The organism is Variovorax trehalosi, from assembly GCF_051216415.1.
In the GTDB taxonomy this organism is placed as follows: domain Bacteria; phylum Pseudomonadota; class Gammaproteobacteria; order Burkholderiales; family Burkholderiaceae_C; genus Variovorax.
This window is the reverse complement of sequence record NZ_JBPJZG010000003.1, coordinates 339668-354494: the sequence shown is the minus strand read 5'-3', so window position 1 is coordinate 354494 and position 14827 is coordinate 339668. Positions and strand designations below refer to the sequence as shown.

The window sequence follows — 14827 nt, the reverse complement described above, 5'->3', positions numbered from 1 at the left end:
TGCAGGCCGCATTTCTTCTTTTTTCCCACTGTTCCACCGTCTCCCGACAGGCAGACGCGTGATCCCGCTGCTCGCGCCCATCTTCCGAGGCGAGCTGGCGCCGCTCGGTGAGCGACTCGCATGCGCGGACGCGGTTCCCGCGGATGCCGTGCGCGTTGCGGACCTCGTGGCGTCGCGGGCGCGGCTGCTCGAGGTGCTGCAACTGCAGGCCCGCTTCAGGCACAGCACGGGCGACGACCTGCGGGCGGTCGCCTCGGCCTGGATCCTGGACTACCTGGAAGCGCTGCTGCCGCCCGTGGTGGCAGCGGCCAGCGTGCTGCACCACGTGTTTCCGGTGCAGGCGGCCCAGATCTGGCTGCGTCTGGATGCCCGGGGCGGCCCCGTGAGTTTTCATATCAGGCAACTCGGCGCCGCCTGCCCCGGCACGCGCACGGCCGAGCGCTACGCGCCGCTGCTTCAGCATCACCTGGCGCCGTTGTTCTCGGCGCTTTCCAGCCTGACCCGGCTCGCACCAAAGATCCTCTGGGGCAACGCGGCGCGGCACCTGGAGCCCATCCTCGGCCAGGCGCTGGCGCTCACGGGCGGCTCCGAGTCCATCGCGCAGGACATGACGTACCTGCTGCAAAGCACCACCTGGCCGCACGCCGCCGAAGCCGAAGCGGGGGAGCGGTGCACCAACCCCCTCTTCGGGCGCCAGCGCGAGATCCGCCTGGTCCACGAGGGGCGCCACACATCGTTCCGGCTGCACCGGCAGTGCTGCCTCTACTACCTGCTTCCCCACGAGACCCACTGCAATGCCTGCCCGCTCTCGCCGGCCTACCGCAAGGGTGGAGAAGAGGAAGAAGAGGACGCGGGCGCGCTCGAAGGTCCGCTGGCCTGAGAGGCAGGGAGGCAACGAGGCCATCCGGTATCGGGCCGCGTCGCCCGCCCGGTGAACAGATCGCGGGCCATTTCGTCTCGTTCTTTAGGCCCGCGGCGAGAGGCCAGCGCGTGTTCGCCCGCCGCTTTCAACCCATCGAGACCATACACATCCATGTCCAAGGCAAAACTCGTCTACATCCTGTCCTTGAGAAACGCCGCCGCCGACAAGGCCGGCCAGCACATCGCCTACAAGGGCGAGCAGCGCTACATGAAGTCGCCGCTCGAGTACCTGGCCGAGGCACTCGACACCACGCCGCTGGGCGACGCCTACTCGCTCGAAGGCATCGTCTACGACGACGATGCACAGTCCCCGCGCGACCAGGCCGCCCTGGCGGACTATGGCTTCTCCTGGCATCCCGACCGGAAATGGATCTTTCCCGCCGATCTGCGGGCACAGGGCAAGTTGCTGCGCGACATGCTGCATCCGGTGCCCTCGGCCTACCGGCGGCTGCCGCTGAACTCGGCCGAACGCGTGCCGGGAAAGAGCGCCTTCGAGCGCGCGTTGCTCGACAAGCTGCTGACGCTGCAGGCCGACCTGGTGCTGCTCGATGGGCTCCTGGTCATCCTCGACGAACTGGTGCGGCCTGGCGCGCACTTCCACCGCAGCATGGTCAACATCCATCCCGGCATCACGCGCATCGAATCGCCGTACGAGCGTCGCGGCGCCTGCGCAACACTGGACGCACTGCATGGCGCGCAGGGCCTGAAGGTGGCGAACTGGACCACGATGGAAAAAGTCTCCGTGCCGACGGTCTCGAAGACGGGTGCGTCGCTGCACTACGTCGACAACGGCATCGACTCGGGCGAAGTCATCTTCGACGCGCTCGAAACCGACATCGCACCCGACGACACGATCCTCGAATTGCGTTGGAACAACTTCAACCGAAGCCTCTTCCCGGCTATGCACCAAGGCTTGGCGCTGTTGGCGCCGCACATAAGGCGGGGCCGGCTCGACTGAGGCGTGTCGCAGGCAAACGTTGCGACAGCACAACGAGTCTGTGAAACAGGCTCGATCAGATACGAACAATTCTCATTAAAATCCGCCCGGTTTAAATCTTAAGAAGTCCTTTCCATGCGCTCTCCTCCCCTGCCTCGTCAGCGTCTGCTGAGTTCCTCGCTCGCAGCGGCCTTCGGCGCCGCCGTGACCCTCTGGAGCCCCGCGGCTTCGGCTCAGGCGCAGACGCCCGCACAAGCGACCCCGCCCGCACCGGCAACGCCCACGGCAGGCAGCGCGCTGCCCGAAGTGCGGGTCACGGCCGAGGGGGAAAGCCCGATGGGTCCGGTGACCGGCTTCGCCGCCAAACGCAGCCTGACCGGCACCAAGACCGACACGCCCATCCTCGAGGTTCCGCAGTCGATTTCCGTCATCGGGCGCGACGAAATGAATGCGCGGGGCGTGCAGAACGCCATGGACGCGGTTCGCTACACCCCGGGCGTGATCACCAACATCAACGGCCCGGACAACCGGGGTTGGGAAGACATCTCGATCCGCGGCTTTCCCGCGGGGCTGAGCATCTACCAGAACGGCCTGGCCCAGACGCCTTTCAACGTCACCAACTACATCAGCGATCCCTACATGTTCGAGCGGGTCGAGGTGCTGCGCGGCCCGTCGTCGATGATCTTCGGCCAGGGCGATGCGGGCGGCATCACCAACCGCGTCACCAAGCTGGCATCGGGCGAGCGCAACCGCGAGATCGAGTTGCAGATCGGCAACCACCAGCGCAAGCAACTGGCCTTCGACATCGGCGATCGCTTCGGGGAAACCTCCGACTGGAGCTATCGACTCATCGGCGTGGGCCTGGACAGCAACGACGAGGACCGCTATCCGGACGGCCACAAGCTCAACCGCACGCGCACCGTGCTGGCGCCTTCGCTGCAATGGAAGCCCAGCGCGAGGACCTCGCTCACGCTGTATGGCGAGTACATCAAGAACAGCTCGGCCGAAGACACCTATTTCGTTCCGGACAAGGAGCTGCGTCCCACCGCGCTGAAGATGGGCGACTACAGCTTCAGCGGCATCGCGCAGCAGCAAAAGAGCATCGGCTACCGCTTCCAGCACGAATTCGCCGACGGCTGGACGGTGCGCCAGAACTACCGCTTCTCGCAACTGGAACTGCAGCGCCGCGTGGTCTGGACCACCGGCCTCCAGGAAGACGGCCACACGCTCGACCGCACCGCCCGCACCTGGAACGATCCGATGTCGCAATCGGTCATGGACACCAGCGTCGAAGGCAAGTTCAAGACCGGCTCGGTGCAGCACACGATGCTGTGGGGCATCGACTTCAACCAGCAGAAGGGCTCGGCGAACCAGTACCGCGACCCCGCGCCCACGCTGGACATCGACGCGCCGGTCTACGGCCAATACATCCCCTATCCGACCACGCCGTTGAACATCTACCGTCAGGACACCCGGCAGATCGGCTACTACATGCAGGACCAGATCAAGTTCGACGACCGCTGGGTGCTCACGCTCGGCGGCCGCAAGGACCATGTCCGCCAGATCACCAACGATCCGCTGAACAGCTCCCTCACGATCCAGCCCGACAGGAAGTTCAGCGGCCGCGCCGGCCTCACCTACCTGTTCGACAACGGCGTTGCGCCTTACATCAGCTACGCCGAATCGTTCCTGCCCAGCGCCGGTCTCGACGCCAACCAGAACCCCTTCAAGCCCACCCGCGGCAAGCAGGTGGAAGTGGGCGTCAAGTACCAGCCCGCGGGCAGCAGGCTGCTGCTGACGGCCGCGGTGTTCGACCTGCGCAAATCGAACGTGGTCTCCTACGATCCGGACACCTTCGAGGGCCGACAGATCGGCAAGGTGCGTTCGCGCGGCATCGAGCTGGAGGCCAAGGGCGAACTGCTGCCGGGCCTGAGCATCTCGGGCTCCTACACCCGCATGAACGTCAAGGTCACGAGCAGCTCCGATCCGGAAGAAATCGGCAAGGGCCTGCCCGAGAAGCCGAAGGAAATCGCATCGGTCTGGCTCGACTACACGATGGGCAACGGCCTGGGCTTCGGCGGCGGCGTGCGCCACGTGGGCAGGAGCCCCGGCAACGAACACAACACCTTCTTCTCGTCCAGCTACACGGTGCTGGACGCCGCCATCCGCTACGAGCAGGGCCCGTGGCGCTATGCGCTCAACGTGTCCAACCTCGGCGACAAGAAGTACATCGCGAGCTGCTACGTGGACTCTTGCTACAGCGGCGCCCGTCGCTCGATCACGCTGACGGCCCGCTACAAGTTCTGATGCCGTCGTCCAGGTTCTGACGAACCTGAAGAAAAAAGGGCCGCGATCCGAGTTTCGGATCGCGGCCCTTTTGCTTTCCTTATCGCTTCACGCCATTTCCAGCGGCGCGGCCGTCCATGTCTTGCCGCCATCGGCATCGGCGGCCGCTGACGCTTCGGTGGCCGCAAGCGCCGAACGCACGCCGGCGAACAACGCCGCATGGCGGACGATGCCCTGGTGATTCGTGTCGATGTCCGTGCTGGCCTTCGGCGCCGTGCCCAGGTCCTGCAGCAGCAATGCCCGCTCCTCGGCCGTCCTGCGCCGGCTCCACCAGAGATGCGGCGCAACCCCCGCCAGCTTCGGCAGCGGCGGCATTGCCGCAGTGGCTGCGTTGAAACGCCGTGCCGCCGCGACCCGCCCGACGACATCGATCGCACCCATGTCGATGCCGAGCGCCGCGATCATCTCGCTCACGGCACCATGGACGACCTCTTCGGATTCGTTGCGGATCGATTCGAAGCGATCGAGGATCGCCTCGACCTGCGCCGCACCGGCCGTCTCGGTCGCGACCTGGGCCACAAACTGCCTCAGGTCGTCGTACCAGCTGCCTGGATCGAACTCGTCGTCCATCACGAAGCTGTCGACCAGGCCGACGAAGGAAACCTCGATGCCCTCCTGCTCGAGCAGGCTGGCCGTGTGCATGGCCATCACCGAGCCCAGCGACCAGCCGAGCAAGGCCACCGGACCGGACGGACGGACCGCACGGATCAGGTCGACGAAGTACGCGGACATCTGTGCGACGGAATCGAGCCGGGTCGTGTCGGTGTAGCTCAGGCCGTAGACCGCGCGCTGGCCTTCGAGATGCCGGGCCAGGGGCTGGTAGTCGAGCGCATTTCTGAGGCCCGGCGCGATGCAGAACAGCGGCGCGGCGCCGGCGGGTGCGGCGCCCGTGTTCAACAGCAGCAACGGCTGTGGCAGCGCGTCGACCGGCAGGCCGGCGGTCAGCTTGGCGATGGTCTGTTTCTGAAGCAGGTCCTGCAACGAGAACTTCAGCCTCGGGTCCTGCGTGCGCTGCATTCTCGCGAGCAGCTTGAGCGCCATCAGCGAATCGCCGCCGAGCTCGAAGAAGTTGTCGTTGCGTCCCACGCGCGCCACACCCAGCACCTGCGCCCACACCGCCGCCAGCGCCTCTTCGACCTCCCCCTCGGGCGCCTCGTGCGCTTGCTCGTTCGCATACTCCGGCTGCGGCAGCGCCTTGCGGTCCACCTTCCCGTTCGGGTTCAGCGGCAACGCCTGCAGCACCACCAGCGCCCCGGGCACCATGTAGTCGGGCAGCGCCTGGCCCAATCGCTCTCTCAGTTGGGCCGTCTCGATGGCCTGCCCCTGCTGCAGCGACACATAGCCCACCAGCCTCGCACCGGTGGGGCCTTCGTTGGCCACCACCACCGCTTCGCGCACCTCGGGCTGCGCCAGCAACTGCGCCTCGATCTCCCCCAGCTCGATGCGGAAGCCCCGCACCTTCACCTGGTGGTCGATGCGCCCCAGGTACTCCAGTTGGCCTTCGCTGTTCCAGCGCACGAGGTCGCCCGTGCGGTACAGCCGTCCGCCCGCGTCATCGAACGGATCGGCCACGAAGCGCTCGGCCGTCAGACCCGCGCGCCCAAGGTAGCCGCGCGCCAGCAGATCCCCGCCGATGCACAGCTCGCCCGCCACGCCCTGCGGCACCGGGCTCAGGTCGCTGCCCACCACGCGCAGTGCGCGACCGGCCAGCGGCTCGCCGATCGGCATGCGCAGCGGCACCACAGCGCCCTCGCGCAGGTACGGCGCGCAGTCCAGCACCGACGCGGTGACTGTCGCCTCGGTCGGCCCGTAGGTGTTGAGCAGCTTCACGTGCGTGAGCCCCGCTTCGCGCCAGGCCTTGAGACCTTCCGGCGGCATCGCCTCGCCGCCCGCGTGCACCTGTCGCAGCGCCCCGTAATCGCGCACGCTGCCACTGCGCACGGCGTCCTGCGCAAAGTCCTGCGCCAGCAGGTGCCAGTACGCGGTGGTCAGGTCCGCCACGCTGATGCGCCGCGCGATCAGCTCGCGGTAGAAGGTCTCGCTGTCCCACAGCGTCGGTCCGCGCAGCACGATGGCCGCACCGGCCACCAGCGGCGGGAACACCTGCTCGATGAAGCCGTCGAAGTTCAGCGTCGAGAACTGCAGCATCCGGTCGGCCGCGGTCAGCCCGAAGAAGCGCACCGACTCCTGTGCGTGCTGCACCAGCGCCTGGTGCGGGATGCCCACGCCCTTGGGCCGTCCGGTGGAGCCGGAGGTGTAGATCAGGTAGGCCAGGTTGTGCCCGTGCACCGCCACCTGCGGGTCATGGGTGGGTTCGTCGTCCAGCAGCAGCGTGTCCAGTGCGAGCTGCGTGACCGTCTCGCCCGGGGGCATGCGTGCAGCCACATGCGACTGCGTCACCAGCAGGCCCAGTCCGCTGTCGGCCATCATGTAGGCCAGCCGTTCGGCCGGGTACTCGGGGTCCAGCGGCACGTAGGTCCCGCCGGCCTTCAGGATGCCCAGGATGCCCACCACCATCTCGATGGAGCGCTCCACCGCGATGCCCACGCGGTGCTCCGCGCCCACGCCCAGGCCGATCAGCCGGTGCGCCAGGCGGTTGGCCCGCGCATTGAGTTCGCCGTAGCTGAGCACCTGCTCGCCGAACACCAGCGCATCCGCTTCGGGACGCAGGCGCGCCTGGCGTTCCATCAGCGCGTGCACCGGCTCGTCCTGCGGGTAGCTCTGCGCGTTCACGCCCCACGCAGACAGCTGCGCGCGCTCCGCGGCGTCCAGCAGCGCCACGTCGCCGACCGCCTGCTGTGGACTGTGCGCAAGACCGTCGAGCAGCACGAGGTAGTGCGCCAGCATGCGCTGCATGGCCGCGGGCTCGAACAATTCCTTGGCATAGCTCAGGGTGGCGTGGACGCCGCCGCGCTCGTCTTCCAGCAGGTCCAGCGTCAGTTCGAACTGCGCACCGCGCTCGCCGAGCGCGTAGTCCTGCAGTGCCAGTCCGGGAAGGTCCGAGTCCGCCTTGGCCTGGAACTTCTGGTGATTCACCATGACCTGGAACAGCGGCGTCTGGCTCATGTCCCGTTCGGGCTGCAGCGCATCCACGAGCTGCTCGAACGGCAGGTCCTGGTGTTGTTGCGCGCCCAGCGCGGCTTCCTTGGCCTGGAGGAACACATCGCCGAGCGTCATCCGCGGCGCAATGCGCCCGGGCAGCACCAAGGTGTTCACGAAGAAGCCGACGATGCCCTCGGTGCCGATCCAGTGGCGGTTGGCCACGGGCATGCCCACGCGGATGTCTTCCTGCCCCGTGTGGCGATGCAGCAGCACGTTGAAGCCGGCCAGCAAGACCATGAAGAGCGTCGCGCCATTCGCCTTCACCAGCCGCTGCAACCCCTGGACCAGCGCCGGCGGCAGCTCGGTGCTGCAATGCGCCGCGGTGTAGTTCGCATTCGGCAGCCTCGGACGGTCGGTGGGCAGGCGCAGCACCGGCTGGGCCGTGCCCAGCTCCTGGCGCCAGTAGGCCAGTTGCCGGTCGCGTTCGCCGTTCGCGAGCCAGTCCCGCTGCCAGGCCGCGTAGTCCGCATACTGGACCGACAGCGGCGCGAGGGCCGCGTCCTCGCCGCGCAGGCCGGCGCGGTAGCGCTTGACGAATTCGTCGACGATGAGCTGCATCGACCAGCCATCCGACACGATGTGGTGCATCACCACCACCAGCACATGTTCCGTCGGCGCGAGCCGTATCAGCGCCACGCGCAGCAACGGCCCGTTGCCCAGGTCGAACGGCGTCCGGTGCACCTTGTGCGCATGCGCCTCGGCCTGCGCTTCGCGCACGCCGGCGTCCAGGCCGCTGAGGTCGATCAGCGGCACCTCGAGCGGCCACGCGGCCTGGATGACCTGGTCGGCCAGTCCGTCGTCCCTGGCACGGAACACCGTGCGCAGCGATTCGTGGCGGTCCACCAAACCCTGGAAGCTGCTTCTCAGCACGTCGACCGCCAGCTCGCCGCTCAGCCGGAAGCCACCGGCGATGTGATACGCGATGCTCGAAGGCGCGAGCTGCCACAGGAACCATTGGCGGGCCTGTGCATGCGACAGCGCAAGCCCGTCGTTCCTGTGTGCGGCACCGAGCGAAGGGATCGCGCGCTGCACGCCGATACGGTCGCCCTCGACGGCGCGCACCGTGACGAGCGCCAGTTCGGCGATGGTCTGGCGCTCCAGGATCTGCCGGGGCGTGACCTTCCAGCCTGCGTTGCGCAGGCGGGCCACGATCTGCAGGCTCAGGATCGAATCGCCGCCGAGCTCGAAGAAGTTGTCGTTGCGTCCCACGCGCGCCACACCCAGCACCTGCGCCCACACCGCCGCCAGCGCCTCTTCGACCTCCCCCTCGGGCGCCTCGTGCGCTTGCTCGTTCGCATACTCCGGCTGCGGCAGCGCCTTGCGGTCCACCTTCCCGTTCGGGTTCAGCGGCAACGCCTGCAGCACCACCAGCGCCCCGGGCACCATGTAGTCGGGCAGCGCCTGGCCCAATCGCTCTCTCAGTTGGGCCGTCTCGATGGCCTGCCCCTGCTGCAGCGACACATAGCCCACCAGCCTCGCACCGGTGGGGCCTTCGTTGGCCACCACCACCGCTTCGCGCACCTCGGGCTGCGCCAGCAACTGCGCCTCGATCTCCCCCAGCTCGATGCGGAAGCCCCGCACCTTCACCTGGTGGTCGATGCGCCCCAGGTACTCCAGTTGGCCTTCGCTGTTCCAGCGCACGAGGTCGCCCGTGCGGTACAGCCGTCCGCCCGCGTCATCGAACGGATCGGCCACGAAGCGCTCGGCCGTCAGACCCGCGCGCCCAAGGTAGCCGCGCGCCAGCAGATCCCCGCCGATGCACAGCTCGCCCGCCACGCCCTGCGGCACCGGGCTCAGGTCGCTGCCCACCACGCGCAGTGCGCGACCGGCCAGCGGCTCGCCGATCGGCATGCGCAGCGGCACCACAGCGCCCTCGCGCAGGTACGGCGCGCAGTCCAGCACCGACGCGGTGACTGTCGCCTCGGTCGGCCCGTAGGTGTTGAGCAGCTTCACGTGCGTGAGCCCCGCTTCGCGCCAGGCCTTGAGACCTTCCGGCGGCATCGCCTCGCCGCCCGCGTGCACCTGTCGCAGCGCCCCGTAATCGCGCACGCTGCCACTGCGCACGGCGTCCTGCGCAAAGTCCTGCGCCAGCAGGTGCCAGTACGCGGTGGTCAGGTCCGCCACGCTGATGCGCCGCGCGATCAGCTCGCGGTAGAAGGTCTCGCTGTCCCACAGCGTCGGTCCGCGCAGCACGATGGCCGCACCGGCCACCAGCGGCGGGAACACCTGCTCGATGAAGCCGTCGAAGTTCAGCGTCGAGAACTGCAGCATCCGGTCGGCCGCGGTCAGCCCGAAGAAGCGCACCGACTCCTGTGCGTGCTGCACCAGCGCCTGGTGCGGGATGCCCACGCCCTTGGGCCGTCCGGTGGAGCCGGAGGTGTAGATCAGGTAGGCCAGGTTGTGCCCGTGCACCGCCACCTGCGGGTCATGGGTGGGTTCGTCGTCCAGCAGCAGCGTGTCCAGTGCGAGCTGCGTGACCGTCTCGCCCGGGGGCATGCGTGCAGCCACATGCGACTGCGTCACCAGCAGGCCCAGTCCGCTGTCGGCCATCATGTAGGCCAGCCGTTCGGCCGGGTACTCGGGGTCCAGCGGCACGTAGGTCCCGCCGGCCTTCAGGATGCCCAGGATGCCCACCACCATCTCGATGGAGCGCTCCACCGCGATGCCCACGCGGTGCTCCGCGCCCACGCCCAGGCCGATCAGCCGGTGCGCCAGGCGGTTGGCCCGCGCATTGAGTTCGCCGTAGCTGAGCACCTGCTCGCCGAACACCAGCGCATCCGCTTCGGGCCGCAGGCGCGCCTGCCGCTCCATCAGCGCGTGCACCGGCTCTTCCTGCGGGTAGCTCTGCGCGTTCACGCCCCACGCAGACAGCTGCGCGCGCTCCGCGGCGCTCGACAGGTCGATGCTTGCAAAGCTGCGGTCCGGGTCGGCCGTGAGCATTTCCAGCAGGCGCACATAGCAATCCGCCAGCCGCTCCGCGGTGGCTTTGCTGAAAAGATCGGTGTTGTATTCGAGCTGCGCGAAGGCGCTGCGGGCATCGATATGGAAATCGAGCGACAGGTCGAACTTCGCGCCGACGTGCTCGGCCGGAATCAGTTCCGCACGCGTGCGGTCGAACGCGACCTCGACCGCGCCATCCGCCATCTGCACGCCGAACATCACCTGGAACAAGGGGCTGCGCGCGGCGTCGCGGTGTACCTTGCGGCTGGCCAGCAGCACCTCGAACGGCAGGTCCGCATGCTGCAGCGCATGCATCGCATCGGCGCGCACCTGCCGGCAGATCTGGCGCAGGCTCAGTTGCGGCGCGAGCCGCGCGCGGAACACCTGCGTCGTGATGAAGAAGCCCAGCAGGTCGCGCACCTCGTCGCGGTGGCGACCCGCATTGGGCGTGCCCACGGCGAAGTCGCTCTGACCGCTGTACCACCCCAGCAGCATCTGCCAGGTCGCGAGCAGGATGACGAAGGGCGTGCACTTCTCGGCGCGGCAGAACTTCTGCAGCGCCATGCCCAGTTCCGGGTCCAGCGCGAAACCATGCAGCGCGCCGTTGAAGGTCTGGCGCGGCGGCCGCTCGGCATCGGTGGGAAGTTCCAGCGGCGGCACATCGGGACCGAGGTGCGCATTCCAGTGTGCGAGCTGGCGCGCGAGATCGTTGCCGAGGACGCGCTCGCGCTGCCACAGCGCGTAGTCGGCGTATTGCACCGCCAGCGGCGGCAGGTGCACCGCGCCGCCGCTGCGCACCGCCTGTTCGTATGCCGTGCTCAGGTCACCCGCCAGGATCGGGTTGGACCAGGCGTCCGAGACGATGTGATGCATGCACACCGCCAGCACATGGTCGTCGTCGCCGAGCGTGACCAGCCGCGCGACCAGTGCCGGCGCGGTGCCGAGATCGAACACATGCAGCGTCGTGCGGCGCACGATGTCGTCGAGGCTGGCCTTGCGCTCAGCCTCGGGCCGTTGCGACAGGTCGATGCGCTCCAACACGAAGTCGACCTTGGCCTGCACGGCCTGCAGCGCGACGCCGTCGCGCTCGAAGAAACGCGTGCGCAGGATCGCGTGGCGCTCGACCACCGCCTGGAACGCCCGCTCCAACGCATCGGCATCGACCGCGCCGCGCAGCCGGAAGGTGCGCGGCAGGTTGTATGCCGTCAGCCCGGGCTCCAGGCTCTGCAGGAACCACAGCTGTTCCTGCGCATAGGACAACGGCACCTCGTCACCGTCCGACACCTGCGGGCGGATTTCGTCTTCGTCGTCCCCTGCGGTGTCCGCCTGCGTTGGCGCTGTCCTGTCGATGCTGCTCATCAGTTTCTTGCCTTGCCCATGTCAAGCCGGTCCCCGGCCGTTGTCCAACCATTTCGCCGCCGGTGGAACACATCCGCCGGCGGATTTCCTCATGCCGCGGCGGCCACCTCGGGCCGGCTCGCGGGCTGCTGTGCCTGCGACGCGAGCTGTTCCAGCCCGTCCACGTCTTCGCTCTGCGCGCGCAATGCCGCGGCCAGCGCGGCCGGGCTGGCGTGGTCGAACACCACGCCCGGCGCCACGTCGATGCGCAGCAGCTTGCGGATGCGCGCCACGAGCTTGATCACCAGCAGCGAGTGGCCGCCGAGCTCGAAGAAGTCTTCCTCGACGCCGATGCTCTCGCGCTGCAGCAGCCTGCCCATGCTGTCGGCCAGCACGGCTTCGAGGGCATCACGCGCGGCCGTCGCCTGTCGCGGTCGCACGCCGTCGCGCGCGGCCAGCGGCAGCAGCGCGAGGCGATCGATCTTTCCGTTCGGCAATCTCGGAAATTCAGCGAGCACGGTGCAATGCGCCGGCACCATGTGGGCCGGCAGCAGCGCCCCCAATTGCGCGATCACGGAAGCCGCCTGCACCGCTTCATCGCTGCCGACCACGAAGGCCTGCAGTTGCACGCCGCCATCGGACCCGGGCACGGCCAGCACCGCGGCCTGGCGCACGCCGGGCAGCGCCAGCAGCGTTGCCTCGACCTCGGCCGGCTCGACGCGAAAGCCGCGGATCTTGACCTGGTGGTCGGCGCGCCCTGCCAGGCGGATGCCGCCCTCGGGCAGCACGTGGGCCAGGTCGCCCGTGCGATAGAGACGCTCGCCCGGCTGGAACGGGTCCGCCACGAAGGCATCGCCGGGTTCGCGGTTCAGGTAGCCGCGGCACAGCTGCGCGCCGCCGACATACACCGCGCCCAGCCCGCCGCTGGGCACCAGGCCGAGCGCGTCGTCGAGCACGTGGACCCGGTTGTTCGCCAGCACCTGCGACAGCGGCAGGACCGGCGACGCGGCCTCGCCCGCGGACACCCGGTGCACCATCACGCCCACCGTGGTTTCGGTCGGGCCGTAGTGGTTGTAGACCGTGCACTCCGGCGCCAGCCGCTGCAGCCGCTCGACCAGCGCGCGTGGCGTGGCCTCGCCGCCCAGCACCAGTGTGGCGGGCAGCCGGGGCGCATCGTCCTCAAGCAGCGCTTCGAGGTGCGAGGGCACCATCTTGAGCGCATCGATATCGCGCTCGCGCATGAAGGCGGCGAAGGCCCGCGCGTCGCGCGTGTCGTCCGCACCGGCCACCACGAGGCATGCACCGTTGAAGAAGGCGCCGAACAATGCCGTGTTGCCGAGGTCGGCGACCACCGAGCTGGTCAGCGCCCAGCGGCGGCAGCGGCCCAGGTCCATCGCAGCGGACACGGCGGCCACGTAGTTGAGCAGTTGCCCCTGCTCGATCACGACGCCTTTGGGCTGGCCGGTGGATCCCGAGGTGTAGAGGACGTACGCCGGGTCGCGCGGCGAAGCGGCGTGCGTCGGCATGTCGGGCGACAACGCATCGATCTGTTCATCGTCCGGCGCGGCATGCACGACGAGCGCGGGGGCCGCATCGGCCAGCACTGCGTCGCGGCGCGCGGCGGGCCACTCGGGGTCCATCGGCAGATAGCCGGCGCCGACGCGCCAACTCGCCAGCATTGCGACCAGCAGCTCGGCCGATCTCGGAAGATTCAGCGCCACCAGCGACCCCGCGCCCACGCCCTGGCCGGCGAACCAGTGCGCCACGCGGTTGATGCGTGCATGCAGCGCGCGGTAGCTCAGGCGCAGGTCGCCGGCTTCGAGTGCGGGCGCATCGGGCGTCGTCTCGGCCCAATGGTCGATCCGCGCCGACAGCGACGGCACCGCCACATCGAGCACCGCACCGCGAAACGCCAGCAGCAGCGCGCGCTCCCGCTCGCCCACCAATGGCAAGGCCGAGACCGGGGCATCGGGTTGCGCCAGCGCGGCACCGAGCAGCGTGTGGAACTGCCACAGCAGGCGCTGCGCCGCGGCCTCCGAATAACGTGATGCATCGCCATGGAGCGAGAGACCGACGCCACCGTTGCCGCGATCTGCCTGCAGGGCCAGCTCGAAGCACGGCATCGGGCCGGGGACGGCTTCCACCTGCCAGCCCGTGCGCGCGCCATGCTGCGCGTTGAACGCAAAGCCGACGCCGAGGTGCGCGGACGTCGGCGGCGCGTCGATCGGCCAGTATTCCTGCGCCTCGACGTGCGAGGCGAGGGTCGCGCCGAGTTGCGACAGCCAGTGAGAAAAGCCCTGCGACGGCGCGACCCGCACGACGACGGGAAGGACCTTCTCGAACACGCCGACCGATCCCTGCATGACTTCGTAGTCGTGCCGGCAATCGTGCTGCCAGCCGCCGGCGAAGACGCTGCCTTCGGTCAATTCGGTCAGGCGCGCCAGCAGCAGCCACCAGGCCGCCTGCAGAACGACCTGCGGCGTGGTGCCGGCCTGGGATGCGGCATCGTCGACGCGTGCCAGCAGCGCGGCATCGATGCGGTCGGTCGCGAGCAGGCGACGCCCATCCTTCGCCGTCGCGGCGCCTTCGTGCCTGACACGCAGTTGCGGTGCCGCCAGTGCAGTCGCCTCGCCGACGTACCCGTTCCAGTAGGCACGCCCCTGCGGAGCCTCGTCGCCGTCTTCAAGGTCGAGCCGCCACTCCACGAACTGGGTGTATTGGAAAACGTCGTCTTCATCAGGCAAGGGCTCGCCCAGGTAACGGGCAACGCCTTGCTCGAACAGGTTCTGCAGGCTCCCCTTGTCAGCGGCAAACGGGCTGGCCGCCAGCACCAGGGTGTGCTGGGCGTCGCCCAGCCGAACCAGCCCGGCGCGCAACACCTGCCCGCGTGCAATCTCCAGCGGTTCCTGCGCGAAGGCCGCGAGCCAGTCGGTCGACACGGCGTCCCGATCGGCATGGCTGCCGAGGTCGGCGCTGCGCCAGTCGAGCGCCGGCATTTCGTCCAGCGGCTGCTGCCGCAGCCCGCGAAAGCCCGCAGCCTGCACGACTGCCGAGCGCAGCGCGCCGTGCACCTGGGATGCTGCTTCGATTGCATCGCGCAGGCGCGACGCGTCGAGCGGTCCGTCGATGCGCGCGCGCAGCGTCATCAATGCCGCTCCGGCTGCCTGCGACATGGCGCCGGCGGCCCGTTGCTCGGGGCTCAGTGCCAGCGTGGTTGGCGTGGGTTCAAGAATCACAGACATG

The 14827-nt window shown here is 68.7% G+C and carries 5 protein-coding genes; 3 read left to right on the top strand and 2 right to left on the bottom strand.

Features of this window, described 5'->3' with window-relative positions:
• Positions 1-58: 58 nt before the first annotated feature.
• The 3 genes from fhuF to ACSFA7_RS13515 all read left to right on the top strand — a co-directional run bounded on the left by fhuF (position 59) and on the right by ACSFA7_RS13515 (position 4165).
• A complete protein-coding gene (gene fhuF, locus ACSFA7_RS13525; protein ID WP_435499833.1) occupies positions 59-880 on the top strand; it encodes a siderophore-iron reductase FhuF in 822 nt (273 codons plus the stop codon).
• A gap of 153 nt (positions 881-1033) precedes the next feature.
• Positions 1034-1879, top strand: a complete 846-nt coding sequence (locus ACSFA7_RS13520; protein ID WP_435499832.1) for a formyltransferase family protein — start codon at positions 1034-1036, stop codon at positions 1877-1879.
• A gap of 114 nt (positions 1880-1993) precedes the next feature.
• Positions 1994-4165, top strand: coding sequence for a TonB-dependent siderophore receptor (locus tag ACSFA7_RS13515; protein ID WP_435499831.1), 2172 nt, complete (start codon positions 1994-1996; stop codon positions 4163-4165).
• A gap of 87 nt (positions 4166-4252) precedes the next feature.
• Here ACSFA7_RS13515 and ACSFA7_RS13510 read toward each other — a convergent pair whose 3' ends face one another.
• Both ACSFA7_RS13510 and ACSFA7_RS13505 read right to left on the bottom strand, forming a co-directional pair.
• Positions 4253-11605 carry an amino acid adenylation domain-containing protein gene (locus ACSFA7_RS13510; RefSeq protein WP_435499830.1) on the bottom strand — a complete coding sequence of 2451 codons (7353 nt, stop codon included), beginning with the start codon at positions 11603-11605 and terminating at the stop codon, positions 4253-4255.
• A gap of 89 nt (positions 11606-11694) precedes the next feature.
• A complete protein-coding gene (locus ACSFA7_RS13505) occupies positions 11695-14826 on the bottom strand; it encodes a non-ribosomal peptide synthetase (protein WP_435499829.1) in 3132 nt (1043 codons plus the stop codon).
• Position 14827 lies beyond the last annotated feature (1 nt).